Origin of the sequence: Salinibacterium sp. ZJ70, from assembly GCF_011751865.2 — a bacterium.
In the GTDB taxonomy this organism is placed as follows: Bacteria; Actinomycetota; Actinomycetes; order Actinomycetales; family Microbacteriaceae; genus Homoserinibacter.
On record NZ_CP061770.1, the window covers coordinates 1,191,568 to 1,208,051 of the forward strand.

Annotated in this window: 17 protein-coding genes; 16 read left to right on the plus strand and 1 reads right to left on the minus strand. The window is 69.1% G+C overall.

Annotated features, from left to right (window positions below):
* Nucleotides 1-38 precede the first annotated feature (38 nt).
* Together dapB and HCR12_RS05575 are read left to right on the plus strand one after the other, a co-directional pair.
* Nucleotides 39-779, plus strand: coding sequence for a 4-hydroxy-tetrahydrodipicolinate reductase (gene dapB / locus HCR12_RS05570; protein WP_166869160.1), 741 nt, complete (start codon nucleotides 39-41; stop codon nucleotides 777-779).
* Nucleotides 776-1,216, plus strand: a complete 441-nt coding sequence (locus HCR12_RS05575; protein WP_166869158.1) for a tetratricopeptide repeat protein — start codon at nucleotides 776-778, stop codon at nucleotides 1,214-1,216. Before dapB ends, HCR12_RS05575 begins: the two co-directional genes overlap by 4 nt.
* Before the next feature lie 3 nt (nucleotides 1,217-1,219).
* Here the strand turns inward: HCR12_RS05575 and HCR12_RS05580 are convergent, their stop codons facing one another.
* Nucleotides 1,220-1,645 (minus strand): OsmC family protein, encoded by a 426-nt coding sequence (locus tag HCR12_RS05580; RefSeq protein WP_166869156.1) that lies wholly within the window; start codon nucleotides 1,643-1,645, stop codon nucleotides 1,220-1,222.
* A 264-nt stretch (nucleotides 1,646-1,909) separates the two neighbouring features.
* On the opposite strand from HCR12_RS05580, the gene thyX reads away from it, so the two are divergent.
* The 14 genes from thyX (at nucleotide 1,910) to HCR12_RS05650 (ending at nucleotide 16,470) form a co-directional block, all read left to right on the plus strand.
* Nucleotides 1,910-2,608 (plus strand): FAD-dependent thymidylate synthase, encoded by a 699-nt coding sequence (gene thyX / locus HCR12_RS05585; RefSeq protein ID WP_166869535.1) that lies wholly within the window; start codon nucleotides 1,910-1,912, stop codon nucleotides 2,606-2,608.
* A 242-nt stretch (nucleotides 2,609-2,850) separates the two neighbouring features.
* Complete coding sequence (locus HCR12_RS05590) at nucleotides 2,851-3,690, plus strand: DUF559 domain-containing protein (RefSeq protein WP_166869154.1); 840 nt, start codon at nucleotides 2,851-2,853, stop codon at nucleotides 3,688-3,690.
* Nucleotides 3,691-3,906: 216 nt separating this feature from the next.
* Nucleotides 3,907-4,884, plus strand: coding sequence for a 4-hydroxy-tetrahydrodipicolinate synthase (gene dapA, locus HCR12_RS05595; protein ID WP_166869152.1), 978 nt, complete (start codon nucleotides 3,907-3,909; stop codon nucleotides 4,882-4,884).
* 22 nt (nucleotides 4,885-4,906) lie between these two features.
* Complete coding sequence (locus tag HCR12_RS05600; RefSeq protein WP_166869150.1) at nucleotides 4,907-6,583, plus strand: ribonuclease J; 1,677 nt, start codon at nucleotides 4,907-4,909, stop codon at nucleotides 6,581-6,583.
* Between the two features lie 145 nt (nucleotides 6,584-6,728).
* Nucleotides 6,729-7,703: an efflux RND transporter periplasmic adaptor subunit gene (locus HCR12_RS05605; protein ID WP_166869148.1), complete on the plus strand. Its 975-nt coding sequence runs from the start codon at nucleotides 6,729-6,731 to the stop codon at nucleotides 7,701-7,703.
* 3 nt (nucleotides 7,704-7,706) lie between these two features.
* Entirely contained in the window at nucleotides 7,707-8,420 is a 714-nt protein-coding gene (locus HCR12_RS05610; RefSeq protein ID WP_166869146.1) for an ABC transporter ATP-binding protein, read from the plus strand.
* Complete coding sequence (locus tag HCR12_RS05615; RefSeq protein ID WP_166869144.1) at nucleotides 8,417-9,649, plus strand: ABC transporter permease; 1,233 nt, start codon at nucleotides 8,417-8,419, stop codon at nucleotides 9,647-9,649. Before HCR12_RS05610 ends, HCR12_RS05615 begins: the two co-directional genes overlap by 4 nt.
* Before the next feature lie 56 nt (nucleotides 9,650-9,705).
* Nucleotides 9,706-12,492, plus strand: coding sequence for a DNA translocase FtsK (locus tag HCR12_RS05620; RefSeq protein ID WP_166869142.1), 2,787 nt, complete (start codon nucleotides 9,706-9,708; stop codon nucleotides 12,490-12,492).
* Between the two features lie 9 nt (nucleotides 12,493-12,501).
* Nucleotides 12,502-13,149 carry a CDP-diacylglycerol--glycerol-3-phosphate 3-phosphatidyltransferase gene (gene pgsA, locus HCR12_RS05625; protein ID WP_166869534.1) on the plus strand — a complete coding sequence of 216 codons (648 nt, stop codon included), beginning with the start codon at nucleotides 12,502-12,504 and terminating at the stop codon, nucleotides 13,147-13,149.
* The gene (locus tag HCR12_RS05630; protein ID WP_166869140.1) at nucleotides 13,146-13,649 is read left to right on the plus strand and encodes a CinA family protein; all 504 of its coding nucleotides are present in this window, start codon (nucleotides 13,146-13,148) and stop codon (nucleotides 13,647-13,649) included. Before pgsA ends, HCR12_RS05630 begins: the two co-directional genes overlap by 4 nt.
* Before the next feature lie 138 nt (nucleotides 13,650-13,787).
* The gene (locus tag HCR12_RS05635; protein ID WP_166869138.1) at nucleotides 13,788-14,096 is read left to right on the plus strand and encodes a helix-turn-helix domain-containing protein; all 309 of its coding nucleotides are present in this window, start codon (nucleotides 13,788-13,790) and stop codon (nucleotides 14,094-14,096) included.
* A gap of 82 nt (nucleotides 14,097-14,178) precedes the next feature.
* Nucleotides 14,179-14,400 (plus strand): DUF3046 domain-containing protein, encoded by a 222-nt coding sequence (locus HCR12_RS05640; RefSeq protein ID WP_166869136.1) that lies wholly within the window; start codon nucleotides 14,179-14,181, stop codon nucleotides 14,398-14,400.
* A 291-nt stretch (nucleotides 14,401-14,691) separates the two neighbouring features.
* Entirely contained in the window at nucleotides 14,692-15,771 is a 1,080-nt protein-coding gene (recA, locus tag HCR12_RS05645; RefSeq protein WP_166869134.1) for a recombinase RecA, read from the plus strand.
* Nucleotides 15,772-15,789: 18 nt separating this feature from the next.
* On the plus strand, nucleotides 15,790-16,470 hold the full coding sequence (locus tag HCR12_RS05650) for a regulatory protein RecX (RefSeq protein ID WP_166869132.1): 681 nt from the start codon (nucleotides 15,790-15,792) through the stop codon (nucleotides 16,468-16,470).
* Nucleotides 16,471-16,484 lie beyond the last annotated feature (14 nt).

Sequence of the window (16,484 nt, forward strand, 5' to 3'; positions counted from 1 at the left end):
CGTCGAGGCGCGGGGGAGTGCGCCGGTAGGCTGGCGGCATGGCGTATGCGGTGGCGGTCGTGGGTGCGACAGGCAGAATGGGGCGGCTCGCGACGAGGCTCATCGAGGAGTCGGACGACTTCACGCTGCACGCCGGCCTCTCCTCCTCCGATTCCCTCGACACGATCGACGGTGCCGATCTCGTGCTCGACCTGACGCTGCCGTCGGTCTCGCCGGATGTGGTCGACGCGGCTGTCGCGCGCGGCATCCCCGCACTCGTGGGCACCTCGGGCTGGACCGCCGAGCGTCTCGCACGCCTCACGAGCCGCCTGGGCGATAGCCCTCAGATCGGCGTCATCGTGGTGCCGAACTTCTCGCTCGGCTCCGTGCTCGCGACGCGTCTCGCGACGATCGCCGCGACCTACTTCGACTCGATCGAGATCATCGAGGCGCACCATGCCGCCAAGGCCGACTCGCCCTCGGGCACCGCGGTGCGCACCGCCGAGCTCATCGCCGCGGCGCGCGCCGATCGCGGACCCGTCGCGGCCCCGCACGCCGACCAGCGTGCGCGCGGCCAGCAGGTGGGCAGCGTTCCGGTGCACAGCCTCCGGATGGACGGCATCCTCGCCGAGCAGCAGGTCATCTTCGGCGGACTCGGCGAGACGCTCCGCATCTCGCACCAGACCGTCTCGGACGCCTCCTACGAGCAGGGCATCATGCTCGCGCTGCGCGCCCTTCCGGCCGCCCGAGGCCTCACCGTCGGGCTCGACTCGCTGCTCGGGCTCGACGCGCGCTCATGACGAACCGCATCGGCGCCGTCGTCATGTCGGTGCTTCTCGCGATCTACCTGGTGTTCGCGGTCTGGTACGCGTTCGTGCTCTTCGGCACGGGAGACCCGGCGGCGATCGCGATCGGCGCGGCGCTGCTCGTGCTCCCCATGCTCGGGATGTGGTTCATCGGAGCGGAGATCCTCTTCGGCATCCGAGCTGAGCGCCTGGGCGCTCGGCTCGAGCAGGAGGGTGGTCTGCCCGACGACGAAGTCTCCACGAGCTCGAGCGGCCGCATCGAACGCGCGGATGCCGACGCGCTGTTCCCGCGCTACCAGGCGGCCGTCGAGGCTGCTCCCGAGGACTGGGCCGCGTGGTACCGCCTTGCCCTCGTGTACGACGCCGCGGGCGACCGCAAGCGCGCTCGTTGGGCGACGCGCACCGCCATCCGACTCGCGCGCGCCGCGTAGGGCTTACGCCAGGCTCGCCTCGAGCGTGATCGTGATGCCGGCGAGCGCCTTCGACACGGGGCAGTTGACCTTCGCGTCCTCGGCGATCCGCTCGAAGTCCGCCTCCGAGATGCCGGGCACCTTGGCGCTCACCAGCAGGTGGCTTCCCGTGATGCCCTCGCCCGGCTGGAACGTGACGGCCGCGGTCACCTGCAGGCTCTCGGGCGTGTGTCCCGCCTGCGACAGCGCGTGCGAGAACGCCATCGAGAAGCAGGCCGAGTGCGCGGCACCCAGGAGCTCTTCGGGGTTCGTGCGGTGCGCCTCGCCCTCGGCGCGAGCCTTCCAGCTCACGGGGAACTCGGCGGCGTCGCTCGAATCGAGCGAGGTGGTGCCCGACCCCGAGGTCAGGTCGCCCGTCCAGAACGTCGTCGCTTCACTCGTGATGGCCATGGGATCTCCTTCGCTCACGTGGGGCGTCGACGCCCCCATGCTCCCACTCTAGGTCGCGGGGTCAGCGGGCGGCAGGGGTGCGGATGGCGCCGGCGAAGGCCGGGCCGCAGCGGGCCGCGGCAGCGAGCGTCAGGAAGGCGGTCGGGGAAGTGCGACCGAACATGACGCGCGGCCCGGGTGCGCGGTACGGCTCGGAGCGTCGGATATCGTGAACCCGTGCCGGAAACCTCGAGCGATCAGACCCCCATCCAGTTCCGTTCCGACATGACCGTCGAACTCGTGCGTTCGAGCGCGAGTGACTCGGACGTGCTCTTCGCGGCCCGTGTGTCGACGCAGGGAGAGCAGACGCTCGAGAATGCGGCGGCGGGTGTCGCGGCCTCTGACCGCGACCGCGGGCTCATCAACTACCTCATGCGCGACCGCCACGGTTCGCCCTTCGAGCACAACTCGATGACCTTCTACGTGCAGGCGCCGATCTTCGTGTTCCGCGAGTTCATGCGCCACCGCATCGCCTCCTACAACGAAGAGTCGGGCCGCTACCGCGAGCTGCGTCCGGTGTTCTATGTTCCCGGCCCCGAGCGCCGTCTCGTGCAGATCGGCAAGCCCGGTGCCTACGAGTTCGTCGAGGGAACGCCCGAGCAGACCGAGCTCGCCGTCTCCGAGTCGAAGGCTGCCGCGACGTTCGCGTACGAGGCATACCAGCGCATGCTCGCGGGCGGGGTCGCGCGTGAGGTCGCTCGCGGTGTTCTGCCCGTCTCGACCTACTCGTCGATGTACGTCACGATGAACGCGCGTTCGCTCATGAACTTCCTCTCTCTGCGCACCAAGCGCGAGGACTCGCACTTCCCCTCGTTCCCGCAGCGCGAGATCGAGATGGTCGCGGAGCAGATGGAGTCGTTCTGGGCCGAGCTCATGCCGCTCACCCACGCGGCGTTCCAGGCGAACGGCCGCGTCGCCCCCTGACCCGACCGGTTGTGCAGGAGTCCCTTGCGGTTATGCAGGAACGCGCACGAGGACTACATCCGGATCAACCTCTCAGGGGTGGTGAACGGTGGATGTCGGTCGCGCGTCCTGCATAACAGAGCGGCGCTTCTGCATAACCGCTCGGCGCGGAGCGCCCTGCACACTGCAGGGGGTGCGCGTTCGTCCCCAGCGCGGGTGGCCACGACAGCCGGCCAGCCGCTTTCCGCCGCACGCTCGGCGATGTGACCGTCGTTCGCATCCTGGCTGAGCTCGGTGGGATCGCCCCAGCGCGCGATCTCGCCGCACGGGGCATCGGCCCGGGTCTCGTGCGCACCTCATGGCAGGCGGGCGAGATCGCTCGGATCCGCAAGGGCTGGTACGCCCTGCGCACACTCTCACCGGCCGTGCTGCGCGCGTCGCGCGTCGGCGGGGTGGTGTCGTGCATCTCTGCGGCCCGCGAGCACGGCTTGTGGACCCCAGCAAGCGAGAGTCTGCATGTCGCTGTGCCCGCGACGGCCTCCCGGCTGCGGGCGCCTCACGACCACCGCGCCCGGCTGAGCGACTCCGGCGCACCGGACGTGCGCATCCACTGGAGTGCAGACATCCGCGCACCGTACGAGCTCGTCGAGCCGCTCGATCGGGCGCTCTCGCGGATCGCCGCCTGCTGCGGCGACGAGACGGCCTTCGTCGTGCTGGAGTCCGCTCTGAGCAAGCGACGGGTCGCACCGGATGTCGCGGCCCGGCTGGCCGGGCGGTCGGCAATCCTCGCGCTCGCCGACGACCGATCCGACAGCGGGCTGGAGTCGCTCCTGAAGCTGGAGCTTCTTCGCAGCAGGATCGCCTTCCGGCAGCAGGTGGGCGTGGAGGGATGCGGCATCGCGGATTTCCTCATCGGCGACCGGCTCGTGGTGGAGACGGATGGGCGCAGCTTCCACGACCCGCTGAGCGATCGGCGCCGCGATGCGCGGTTCAGCATCGCCGGGTACCGCACGCTCCGATTCCTGACGGCGCAGGTGCTGCACGATCGCGACGAGGTGATCGCGAGCATCCGCGCCGCCATCGCCCGCGGCGACCACCGCTGACAAGCACCGCAACGCCCGGAACGGTTGTTCAGGAACGCGCATCCGTTGTGCAGGAACCGAGTGGACGTCCGCCCGCGCATCAAGCTCACGGGGATGAGACCACCCGGATCCGGATTGCGGCTCCTGCATATCCGCGGAAGGTTCCTGCACAACCGTTCAGGGCGGGCGCGTGGGGGCGTGCCGGGCGGGGTCCGTCGGCCCGATACTCTTGTATCCGTGTCGATTCCAGAGAACCCCTTCGGACAGGTCCTCGTCGCGCTCGTGACTCCGTTCACGGCCGACGGTGAAGTGGATTGGGCCGACGTCGAGAAGCACGTGGACTACGTCGTCTCGCACGGCGCCGACGGCGTCGTCGTCACGGGCACCACGGGCGAGACCTCGACGCTCACGGACCCCGAGAAGATCAAGCTCGTCGAGGTCGCGAAGGATGTCGCCGCCGGCCGCGCGAAGATCATCACGGGCGGCGGATCGAACGAGACCGCGCACGCCATCGAGCTCTACAAGAAGAGCGAGAAGGCGGGAGCCGACGGCATCATGATCGTCACCCCGTACTACAACAAGCCCACGCAGGCGGGCGTCCTCACGCACTTCCGCATGGTCGCGGATGCCACCGATCTGCCCGTGATCCTCTACGACATCCCGGGCCGCACCGGCATCCCGATCAAGTACGAGACGATCCTGCGCGCCGCGAAGCACCCCAACATCCGCGCTGTGAAGGACGCGAAGGGCGACCTCTCCGAGGTGAGCCGCGTCATGAACCAGACGGATCTGCTCTACTTCGCGGGTGACGACGCCAACGCGCTCCCGACGCTCGCGATCGGCGGCGTCGGCCTCATCGGCGTCACCGCGAACATCGCGCCCGCCGCCTACCGCACGATGGTCGACGCCGTGAACGGCAACGACCTGCACGCCGCCACTGCGGCGCACAAGGCCCTCGAGCCGCTCGTGCGCGCCACGATGACCCACGTGCCCGGCACGGTCGCGACGAAGTACATCCTCCACGGACTCGGCATGATCTCGAGCCCGCGGGTGCGTCTGCCGCTCGTCGGACCCGAGGACTTCGAGGCTGCGCTCATCGAGGACGAGATCGATCTCGTCAAGCACATCGAGGGCATCGATTTCAGTAACTTCCGCCCCGATCGGAACGCGGCCGCAGGCGGCGCGCTCCCCAAGATCGCGGGCACGACGCGCTAAGCGCCCAATGCAAGGAGGCCACATGGCCATCAACGTCATCGAACCCCCCGCCCTCGAGCCGGGCACGCTGCGCGTGATCCCGCTGGGTGGTGTCGGGGAGATCGGTCGCAACATGACCGTCTACGAGATCGACGGCAAGCTCCTGATCGTCGACGCGGGGGTGCTCTTCCCGGAGGAGCACCAGCCCGGCGTCGACCTGATCCTGCCCGACTTCGACCGCATCCGCGATCGCCTCGACGACGTCGTGGGCGTGGTGCTCACGCACGGTCACGAAGACCACATCGGCGCGGTGCCGTACCTTCTGAAGCTGCGTCGGGACATCCCGCTGTACGGCTCGAAGCTCACGCTCGCGCTCGTCGAGGCGAAGCTCAAGGAGCACCGCATCACGCCGGTCCTGAACCGCGTGAAGGCCGGCCAGACGACGCAGCTCGGTCCGTTCGGGCTCGAGTACGTCGCCGTCAACCACTCGATCCCGGATGCGCTCGCGATCGTCATCCGCACGGGTGCGGGCCTCGTGCTGCACACGGGCGACTTCAAGATGGACCAGCTGCCGCTCGACGGCCGCATCACCGACCTGCGCGCCTTCGCGAAGCTCGGTGAAGAGGGCGTCGACCTGTTCCTGCCCGACTCGACGAACGCCGATGTTCCCGGCTTCACGCCGCTCGAGCGCGAGATCGGCCCGGTGATCGAATCGGTCATCGCGAAGGCGAAGCGCCGCGTCATCGTCGCGAGCTTCTCGAGCCACGTGCACCGTGTGCAGCAGGTTCTGGATGCGGCGGTCGCGAACGGCCGCGTCGTGGCGCTCGTGGGCCGATCGATGGTGCGCAACATGGGCATCGCGGCGGACCTCGGCTACCTGGACGTGCCCCCGGGCGTTCTCGTCGACCTCAAGGTCGCGCTCGACATGCCCGACGACCGCGTCGTGTTCATGAGCACGGGTTCGCAGGGCGAGCCGATGGCCGTTCTCGCGCGCATGGTCAACAACGACCACCGCATCGAGGTGGGCGAAGGCGACACCGTCATCCTCGCGTCGAGCCTCATCCCGGGCAACGAGAACGCCGTCTACCGTGTCATCAACGGCCTCACCAAGCTCGGCGCGAACGTCGTGCACAAGGCCAACGCGAAGGTGCACGTCTCGGGTCACGCGGCGGCTGGCGAGCTGCTCTACTGCTTCAACATCCTGCGCCCGCGCAACGTGTTCCCCGTGCACGGCGAGCACCGCCACCTGAAGGCCGCCGCGAACCTCGCGATCGAGACGGGCGTGCCCCTCGAGAACACGATCGTGGCCGAGAACGGCGTCGTCGTCGACCTCAAGGACGGCGAGGCGACGGTCGTCGGCCAGCTCGACATCGGCTTCGTGTATGTCGACGGCTCGACTGTCGGCGAGATCACGGATGCCGACCTCAAGGATCGCCGGATCCTCGCCGAGGAGGGCTTCATCTCGATCTTCATCGCGATCGACCGCCAGACCGGCCAGGTGATCGTCGGCCCCGAGATCCAGGCTCGCGGCTTCGCCGAAGACGAGTCGGTCTTCGACGATGTGCGCCCGCAGATCGTGAAGGCGCTCTCCGAGGCCGCCCAGAGCGGCGTGAAGGACGCCCACGGCTACAGCCAGGCCGTGCGTCGTGTCGTCGGGCGCTGGGTCAACACCCAGCACCGCCGTCGTCCGATGATCGTCCCGGTCGTCATCGAGGCCTGATCCGCAGCGGATGTCGGGTGGGGGATAACCCCCATCCGACCCCGACGCGCCCCTGAATCCGCGTCGCGGATGATGCCATCGAGTGACCCTCGCCTCTAGGTTGAGGGCGGCGGCGCCGATGATGCCCGCCGGGATGGGGGTTCGCGTGAGCGTCGCGCGTCGGTGGGTGTTCCCGATCATCTGGATGGCGATCTTCGCGGTGATCGCGGCCGCGCTCGTGAAGGTCGCGTTCTTCCCGAGCGGTGCCGAGGCGCGGTCGGATGGATACATCCCAACCGGCGAGATCGTCGAGCCGCACATCGCGGTGGCGGTCGGCACGATCCGCAACGATGTCGTCCTCGACGGCACGATCGGCGCGGATGCGGCGGTCCCCGTCAAGGCGACCCTCGCCGGCGAGGTGCGCAAGGTCATGGGTGTCGTCGGTCAGCAGGTGGATGCTGAGACGGAGCTCTTCACGATCCGCGCCGAGACGGTGAACGCCGAGGGTGCCGTGTCGACGCGCACCGTGACGGTGAAGGCGGGCGCCGGGGGCACCCTGTCGTCGTTCCCGGTGCTGTCCGGGCAGATGCTGTCCGTGGGCGACACCGCCGGCCAGGTGGCGCCGCCGAGCTTCCACGTGTCGGCGACGCTCGGGCCGGAGCAGTTGTACCGGCTGCTCGATGCGCCGACGGAGGCGCAGGTGGCGATCAACGGCGGACCCGCCCCGTTCACCTGCACGGGTGTGACGATCTCGACCCCGCTCGCGGGCGCCGGGGCGGAGGGCGAGCAGCCAGGCGGCATCAGCGTGCGGTGCGCCGTGCCTGCCGATGTGCGGGTCTTCGCGGGGCTCAAGGCCACGGTGACTCTTGCGGGCGGACTCGCTGAGAACGCGCTCGTGCTGCCGCTCACGGCCGTCGAGGGGGCAGCAGCCAGCGGCATCGTGCATCTCGTGCAGCCTGACGGCTCGATCGCCGAGACGCCCGTGACACTCGGAATGAACGACGGCCTCCTCGTCGAGATCACCGGGGGTGTCGCCGAGGGCGACATGGTGCTCGAGTTCGTGCCGGGCGCACCCGCTGGCGGCCCGAACGACGGCGCGATCTACGACCAGTTCGGCAACATCATCGGATTCGGCGGCTGACGGATGCCGCTCCTGCGCCTCGAGCAGGTGTCGCGAAGCGTCCTCCTGCCCGACGATTCGACGCTCGAGATCCTGCGCGGCATCGATCTGGAGGTGGCGATCGGCGACCACGTCTCGATCGTCGGTCGCTCGGGTTCCGGAAAGTCGACGCTTCTGAACCTGCTGGGGATGCTCGACGTGCCGACCTCGGGGAGGCTCTTCTTCGACGATGTGCCGCTCGAGCGCCTCCGCGGCGGAGCTCGCGACCGGGCACGCGGGCGCGACATCGGCTTCATCTTCCAGCAGTTCAACCTGCTGTCCGGCCGCACGGCGCTCGAGAACGTCGCGACGCCGCTCGGCTACGCGCACGACCGCACCTTCTGGCAGCGTGAGCGGCTCGCGATCGAGATGCTCGAGCGCGTGGGGCTCGGTGCGCGCCTGCACTCGATGCCCACCCAGCTCTCGGGCGGCGAGCAGCAGCGCGTGGCGATCGCGCGTGCGCTCGTGCGCCGGCCGCGGCTCATCCTCGCTGACGAGCCGACGGGCGCCCTCGACGTCGAGACGGGCGGGGCGGTCATGCGACTGCTCGACGACATCGCCGAGCAGTCGGGGGCTGCGCTCATCACGATCACCCACGATCCGAACGTGGCCGCGCTCGCGCGGCGCCACTACCGACTCGATGCGGGTGTTCTGCACCCGATCGCTGTCGGTCCGTCGCCGGTCGGGGTGATGGTGTGAGGTTCGTCACCGGATTCGTCGGGGCTGTCTCCGAAGCGTGGACGGAGCTGCGCATCCACCGGGTGCGCGTGCTGCTGAGCCTCATCGGCATCTCGATCTCGATCTGTGCGCTCACGATCGTCGCGGCGCTCGGCGGCATGCTCGAGCAGTCGCAGCGCGAGTCGTACGAGCGCAGCTCCGGGCGCCCGGCGATGCTCATGGTCAGCTCCTGGCAGGCGTCCGGTGAGGGCGATTCCGCACTCGTCGATTCCGCACTCGTCGATGCCGCCTTCCACGACGCGATGGAGCGCTACCGCGTGACCTACGCCAGCCGCATCCAGTACGGCGATCAGCTGGTGCAGTTTCCGCACGGCGTCAGCGGTGCGAGCGTCATCGGAGTCGACCCGGACTACGGGATCATGCACCGCGTCGCCCTCGCCGACGGGCGGTGGTTCACCGAGCGGGACGAGCTGCGCTTGGCGCCGGCGATCATCATCAACGAGTACATGTGGCAGCAGCTCGGCTCCCCGCCCGTGTCGTCGCATCCGACGGTGACGTTCGCCGCCGATCGTCCGACGACCGCGGTGATCGTGGGGGTGACGCCGTCGCCCGTGTGGGACACCTATCCGCAGGCGTTCATGCTTCTGAGCGCCGTCACCGCTCTGCGGGCTTCGGGTGAGCAGCATGTGTCGGGAGGCACGCAGTACGAGGCGTGGGTTCCTCCCGAGCTGGCAGAGGACCTCATGCCGCTCATCGCGGCAGACATGCGCGGCAGTCTCGGCGACGCCTGGCAGGTCGACGTCGGCCGCAACGACTATCTCGCCTGGGGCGCGTACGACCCGCTCGAACCGACGAAGCTCGTGATCGGCGGTGTTGCGATCTTCATCCTGCTGCTCGGTGCGCTCGGCCTGCTCACGATCTCGCTCGTGACGGTGCGCTACCGCATCCGCGAGATCGGCATCCGCCGCAGCTTCGGCGCCTCGGGTGGGCGGATCTTCTTCTCCGTGATGATGGAGTCCGTCGTCGCGACCGTCGTGGCGGGATTCGTGGGTGTCGTCATCGCCGTGCTGCTCAGCCGCCTCGACCTCGTGCGCGAATACGTGCTGCAAGGTGCGCAGGACATCCCGCCCTTCCCGTGGGAGGCGGCGGTCACCGGGCTCGTCGCGGCGGCGGTCGTCGGGGCGCTCGCGGGGCTGCTCCCCGCCCTCATCGCGGTGCGCGTGAAGGTCATCGACGCCATCCGCATCTAGCGGGCACGCCGCGTGCATTGCGGGGGAGCGTCCGACGCGCCCGCTAGCGTTGCGGCATGGCCACGAGCACCCGGTCGTCGTCCTCGCGTGCCCGCTCTTCGAGCGGAGGCGCCCGAGGCTCTTCGTCGCGCGGTCCGCAGGGCACCAAGAAGCTGCCGATCCGCCCCGAGCCGAGCACCTCGCTCGGAGTGAAGATCTGGATGGGCATGGCCCACACGGTCGGCGCCGGCGCGCGGCTCTTCGGCAAGGAGCACCTCGCCAAGGAGGAGCGCCGCGACGGTGTGCCGTTCTTCTTCGTGCTGCTCGCCGCGGGAACCGCGATCGTCGAGTGGTTCGCGCCGGGAAGCGATGTGGCGCGCGCGCTCGACCACTTCGGATTCGGCGGACTCCTCGGCCGTGTCGCCTTCGCGTTGCCGGTGATCCTGGTGCTCCTCGCCGTGTGGCTCTTCCGGCATCCGTCGACCGTCCACGACAACGGGCGCATCGGCGTCGGTCTCGCGCTGCTGCTGTCGAGCCTCGCGGCGCTGTGTCACGTGTTCGGCGGACAGCCGAGCCCGTCGGATGGCCCTGCCGCGCTCTCGGCGGGCGGCGGAATCATCGGCTGGGTCGCAGTGTGGCCCCTCGCCTCGCTCGGCGTTCCGTGGCTCGCCGCCGTTCTCGGCTTCGGCGTCGTCGCGCTGTCGCTCTTCATCATCACCAAGACGCCCCCGAATCGCATCGGTCACCGACTGCGCGAGCTCTACGCGTACCTCTTCGGCGAGGAGCTGCCTGAGCCCTCCGAGAAGGAGGCGAAGCCCGCGAAGGCCTCGAAGACCGAGACGACCGAGCTCGGCACGCTCACCGACCTCGGCTTCGAACCCGAGAACCCCGACTCGATGCCCTGGTGGCGACGCGCGAAGCCCAAGGACGAGGCTGCCCCGTTCGACACGCCCGTCCTCGGAACGGAGTTCGAGACCGAGATCGTCGAACCGCTCGCCGATCTCCTGCCGCTGTCCGAAGACCGCGCCGCCTTCGACATCGCGCTCGATCACGAGCTCGACCGCGCCGAGGAGGCCGTGCGCCGCTTCACAGGCGAGGCTCCCGTCGTCGAGGCCTCCGCCGTCGAGATGCATGACGAGGCGGGCCTGCTGCCCGGATTCGCCGATGCCGCGAGCGAACGCGGCGCCGCGGGGGAGTTCGATGAGGCCTCCAGCTCCGCCTCGGCGACTGGAGCAGCGGCAGCCGCCGACGCCCTCGCCAAGCGCCCGTACCGCCTGCCTGCGGCATCCATCCTCTCCGCTGGCACGCCGCCCAAGGCGCGCACGGCCGTCAACGACGAGATGATCGCCGCGATCACGAGCGTGCTCGATCAGTTCGGCGTCGACGCGAAGGTCACCGGCTTCACTCGCGGCCCCTCCGTCACCCGCTACGAGATCGAGCTCGGGCACGGCGTCAAGGTGGAGCGCGTCACGGCACTCAGCCGCAACCTCTCCTACGCCGTCGCCTCGAACGAGGTCAACATCCTCTCGCCCATCCCCGGCAAGTCGGCGATCGGCGTCGAGATCCCCAACCGCGACCGCGAGACGGTGTCGCTCGGCGACGTGCTGCGCTCCGGGCCTGCCGCCAAGAGCGTGCACCCGCTCACGATCGGACTCGGCAAGGACGTCGAAGGCGGCTTCGTCGTGGCGAACCTCGCCAAGATGCCGCACCTGCTCGTCGCCGGCTCCACCGGCTCCGGAAAATCGAGCTTCATCAACTCCATGATCACGTCGGTGCTCATGCGCGCGAAGCCCGCCGAGGTGCGCATGGTGCTCGTCGACCCGAAGCGCGTCGAGCTCTCCGCGTACCAGGGCGTCCCGCACCTCATCACGCCCATCATCACGAACCCCAAGAAGGCGGCCGAAGCGCTGCAGTGGGTCGTGAAGGAGATGGACATGCGGTACGACGACCTCGCGTCGTTCGGCTTCCGCCACATCGACGACTTCAACCGCGCGGTGCTCGCGAACGAGATCGTGCTTCCCGCCGGGTCCGAGCGCGTGCTGCAGCCGTACCCGTACCTGCTCGTCGTCGTCGACGAGCTCGCCGACCTCATGATGGTGGCCCCTCGCGACGTCGAGGACTCGATCGTGCGCATCACCCAGCTCGCGCGCGCCTCCGGCATCCACCTGGTGCTCGCAACGCAGCGCCCATCGGTCGACGTCGTCACCGGTCTCATCAAGGCCAACGTTCCCTCGCGACTCGCGTTCGCCGTGTCGAGCATGACCGACAGCCGCGTCATCCTCGACCAGCCGGGCGCCGACAAGCTCATCGGACAGGGTGACGGCCTCTTCCTGCCGATGGGCGCCTCCAAGGCCATCCGCGTGCAGGGCGCGTGGGTCACCGAAGACGAGATCGCCGCCGTCGTCAAGCACGTCACCGAGCAGGCCCGCCCCGAGTATCGACAGGATGTCGCCGCGGTCGTGGAGCGCAAGGAGATCGACGCCGACATCGGCGACGACCTCGAGCTGCTCGTCGAGGCGGTCACGCTCGTCGTCAACACGCAGTTCGGCTCCACCTCAATGCTGCAGCGCAAGCTCCGCGTCGGGTTCGCCAAGGCCGGCCGCCTCATGGACCTCATGGAGTCGCGCGAGATCGTCGGCCCGTCCGAGGGCTCGAAGGCCCGCGACGTGCTCGTGACGCCCGACCAGCTGCCGGGCGTGCTTGCGCGCATCCGCGGACAGCAGTCGGAGGCGCCTGCTGCTGCCGCCGCGGACGGTCTGCCGTCCGATCTCGGGGTCGATCACGTCGACGCGCAGTTCGACGGCTATCCTGTCGAGGACAGCGGCTCCGACGAGGACGCCTGGAGTCTGACCGGCAGGGAGTAAGGCGTGACAGTGACCGATCCGGCTGAGAACGCGTCCGCCCATCCGGCTCGCATCAACCCGCTGCGCGGGCGTGTGCTCCGCCGCGGCGACACCCCCGCGAGCCTCGCCAACATCGCGAACATCATCACGGTCGTGCGCATCCTGCTCGCCCCCGTCTTCGTGTGGCTCATGCTCCTCGATGGCGGGGACTACGGCGTGTGGCGCTGGTGCGCGGCTGCGCTCTTCATCGTCGCGATCACCACGGATTCGGTCGACGGGTTCCTGGCCCGCAGCCGCAACCTCGTCACCGACTTCGGCAAGATCGTCGACCCGATCGCCGACAAGATCCTCGTGGGCTCAGCGCTCGTCGCACTCTCGCTGCTGGGTGAGCTGTGGTGGTGGGTCACGATCGTGATCCTCGTGCGCGAGTTCGGCATCACCGTCTTCCGCTTCGCGATGCTCAGCCGCTACGTGATCGCCGCCGACACGCTCGGCAAGCTCAAGACGGTGTTTCAGTCCGTCGCCGTGTCGTTCGCGCTGACGCCGCTCTGGACGCTGGTGGGCGACTGGATTCTCTGGGTCAACGCCGTGCTCATGGGCATCGCTCTCGTGCTCACCGTCGTGAGCGGTGTGCAGTATCTGGTCAACGCGCGGCGTGCGGCGGCGGAGTCGGCGTGAGCCCTCGCCCCCTCGCGGCGCGGATCGTCGAGGAGCTCACGCGGCGCGATGAGCGTCTCGCGGTCGCCGAGTCGCTCACGGGCGGGCTCCTGACCTCCGCGATCGTCGACGTCCCGGGTGCTTCGGCGGTGCTGCTCGGGGGAGTGGTCGCCTATGCGAGCCCTGTGAAGGCGAGCCTTCTCGGGGTCGACGCGCAGGTCATCGCCGAGCGCGGCGTCATCGACGCGGAAGTCGCCCGCCAGATGGCGCGCGGCGCCGCCACTCGGCTCGCCGTCGACGGGCGGCCTGCCGAATACGCCCTCGCGACGACCGGGGTCGCAGGCCCCGACCCGCAGGATGGGCATCCGGCGGGCACCGTCTGGATCGGTCTCGCGACGCCCACAGGGGAGCGCGCGCGCGAGCTCGCCGCCTCCGGTGACCGCCCCGCGATCCGCGCGGCCGCGGTCGATGCGGCGCTCGAACTGCTCGCCGAGGAGCTCGGCATCGGGGCACGGGAATAGTTCGCGACACTCCGAGCGTTTCACTGGGTGACTTCTCGGCGGGATCCAAGCGAACAGGATTTAGAGTTTCTGTAGCGAACCGGTAGCGTAAGCCACCCGGTCCCGACCGTCCGTCAGTGAGAGAAGGAGGAACACCACATGGTTCTGGTACGACAGGAACTCGGCGATGTCCTCCGCGACGTCCGGCTTCACAAGGCGCTCACGCTGCGTCAGGTCGCCAGTCGCGCGAGCGTGGCTCTCGGCTACCTGAGCGAGGTGGAGCGCGGCCAGAAGGAGGCCAGCTCCGAGATCCTCGCCTCGGTCGCCGATGCGCTCGACACCCCCGTGTCCGCCATCATGCGTGAGGTCGGTGATCGCCTTGCGGTCCTCGAGGGCCTCTCGGCAGTCCCCGACACGCTCCCCGACGAGCTCGTCGCGGAGTTCGACGCGGATCTCGCGGTCCGCTGATCCCCAGCACATCGCGAAGCCCCGGCCAGATGAGCCGGGGCTTCGTCGTTCTCGGCGGCGATCGCCGGTTAGCCTGGACCCGATGAAGGTCAGTGAGTTCCGACGTGCCGTCGATACCGAGTTCGGCGCGTTCGGTCGCGTGCTCGTGCAGGACACGGTGATCCCCGAGCTCGGCAACCGCACCCCCGACGACGCGCTCTCGGCAGGTGTCGCGGCGAGCGAGGTGTGGATCGCGCTCTGCCGCGCCCAGGAGGTTCCGCGCGATCGCTGGCATGGAGTCGGCCGGCGCGACCCGCGGGCCTGATCGCTTCTCCGTTCGCGCACGTGCGCTCCGTTCGAATGCCTGGCGCGACACGCCGCGCTCCTCTCGAACATCGGTTCGATTCTCGGTAGTCTCCTCCACAGGATCCGTCGAACGCCTTCGCCGACAGTTCCGCCCCAACTCCGACGTGATGTCGGGGGCCGGGCGTAACGTCGCCGATGTCCTTCACGGAGACAACAGCCCTGTCGAAGGGGTGCGCACCTGGCTACATCGGTCCGCACAGGGACGGCAGCCGATGGGCGCATGGAACACGACATTCAAGGAGACAGGCACATGGCTTCAGCAGCCGACCGCGAGAAGGCCCTCGAGACCGCACTCGCTCAGATCGACCGTCAGTTCGGCAAGGGAACCGTCATGCGCCTCGGCAGCGACGAGCGCGCACCCGTCGCCATCATCCCCACGGGTTCCATCGCACTCGACGTTGCGCTCGGCATCGGCGGGCTCCCGCGCGGCCGCATCATCGAGATCTACGGTCCGGAATCGTCGGGTAAGACGACCCTCACGCTCCACGCGATCGCGAACGCCCAGCGCAACGGCGGCATCGCTGCCTTCATCGACGCCGAGCACGCGCTCGACCCCGAGTACGCCAAGAAGCTCGGCGTCGACATCGACGCGCTCCTCGTCTCGCAGCCCGACACGGGTGAGCAGGCGCTCGAGATCGCCGACATGCTCGTGCGCTCGGGCTCGATCGACCTCATCGTCGTCGACTCGGTCGCCGCGCTCGTGCCCCGGGCCGAGATCGAGGGCGAGATGGGCGACAGCCACGTGGGTCTCCAGGCGCGCCTCATGTCGCAGGCGCTCCGCAAGCTCACGGGTGGGCTCAGCCAGACGCAGACCACGATGATCTTCATCAACCAGCTGCGCGAGAAGATCGGCGTGTTCTTCGGAAGCCCCGAGACGACCGCCGGTGGTAAGGCCCTCAAGTTCTACGCCTCGGTGCGCCTCGACATCCGTCGCATCGAGACCCTCAAGGACGGCACCGAGGCGGTCGGAAACCGCACGCGCGTCAAGGTCGTCAAGAACAAGATGGCTCCGCCCTTCAAGCAGGCTGAGTTCGACATCCTGTACGGCGTCGGCATCTCGCGCGAAGGCAGCCTCATCGACTACGGCGTCGAGCACGCCATCGTCAAGAAGTCGGGTGCCTGGTACACGTACGAGGGCGACCAGCTGGGTCAGGGCAAGGAGAACGCCCGCAACTTCCTGCTGCAGAACCCCGAGATGGCCAACGAGATCGAGCAGAAGATCCTCGCCAAGCTCGGCATCGGCGCAGCAGGCAAGGCAGCCCAGGCCGAGGCGAACAACGTCGAGCAGATCGGCGACAAGCTCGCGGCCCGCAAGGCCGCCGGAGCATAAGCAGAAAAGGCGCACACCATGGATGAGACCGTCGACCGGTTGGCACCCGTCAGCTACCTGTTCGGATCGCCCGACGCGCAGCCGCGCGCCGCGGACGAGCCGCAGAATGCCGACGATGACGACGCCAGCCGGTCGGCGGCCAGCATCCGCGCCATCCGCGAAGATCTCGCGACCTGGAACGATTCCTGGGGCGACGACGTTCCCGAGGTGGGTCCCCTCGACGTCGACCTCGAGCGCGTCTCAATGAAGGCCCTCGGGCGGCGCTCGCTCTCGCAGCGCGAACTCGAGCGGCTGCTGCGTGAGCAGAGCGACGACGCCGCCGCGGTGGCGACCGAGATCGATCGACTCACGCGGGTCGGCCTGCTCGACGACGAGGCGCTCGCGCAGAGCCTCGTCGCCTCGCTGCAGGAGCGCAAGGGTCTCGGGCGCACGGCGATCGCCGCCGAGCTCACCCGTCGCCTGCTGTCACCCGGCGCGATCGCGTACGCCCTCGAGCTCGTCGACACCGGCGACGAACTCGCGCGTGCCGCCGAGCTCGCGCGCAAGCGCGCCGGCCAGCTCGCGAACCTCGATCGCGATACCGCGGTGCGCCGGCTCACGGGCTACCTCGCTCGCCGGGGCTACTCGGGAAGCACCCTGCGCGCGGCCGTCGATCAGGCCCTGCCGCCGCAGTCGCGTTCGAAGGTGCGTTTCTCCTAGCGGACGTAGACTGT

Coding starts and splice junctions, on each gene's coding strand:
- dapB (WP_166869160.1), top strand. CDS start 39: ATGGCGTATGCGGTGGCGGTCGTGGGTGCGACAGGCAGAATGGGGCGG.
- HCR12_RS05575 (WP_166869158.1), top strand. CDS start 776: ATGACGAACCGCATCGGCGCCGTCGTCATGTCGGTGCTTCTCGCGATC.
- HCR12_RS05580 (WP_166869156.1), bottom strand. CDS start 1,645: ATGGCCATCACGAGTGAAGCGACGACGTTCTGGACGGGCGACCTGACC.
- thyX (WP_166869535.1), top strand. CDS start 1,910: ATGACCGTCGAACTCGTGCGTTCGAGCGCGAGTGACTCGGACGTGCTC.
- HCR12_RS05600 (WP_166869150.1), top strand. CDS start 4,907: ATGGCCATCAACGTCATCGAACCCCCCGCCCTCGAGCCGGGCACGCTG.
- HCR12_RS05610 (WP_166869146.1), top strand. CDS start 7,707: ATGCCGCTCCTGCGCCTCGAGCAGGTGTCGCGAAGCGTCCTCCTGCCC.
- HCR12_RS05620 (WP_166869142.1), top strand. CDS start 9,706: ATGGCCACGAGCACCCGGTCGTCGTCCTCGCGTGCCCGCTCTTCGAGC.
- HCR12_RS05635 (WP_166869138.1), top strand. CDS start 13,788: ATGGTTCTGGTACGACAGGAACTCGGCGATGTCCTCCGCGACGTCCGG.
- HCR12_RS05640 (WP_166869136.1), top strand. CDS start 14,179: ATGAAGGTCAGTGAGTTCCGACGTGCCGTCGATACCGAGTTCGGCGCG.
- recA (WP_166869134.1), top strand. CDS start 14,692: ATGGCTTCAGCAGCCGACCGCGAGAAGGCCCTCGAGACCGCACTCGCT.
- HCR12_RS05650 (WP_166869132.1), top strand. CDS start 15,790: ATGGATGAGACCGTCGACCGGTTGGCACCCGTCAGCTACCTGTTCGGA.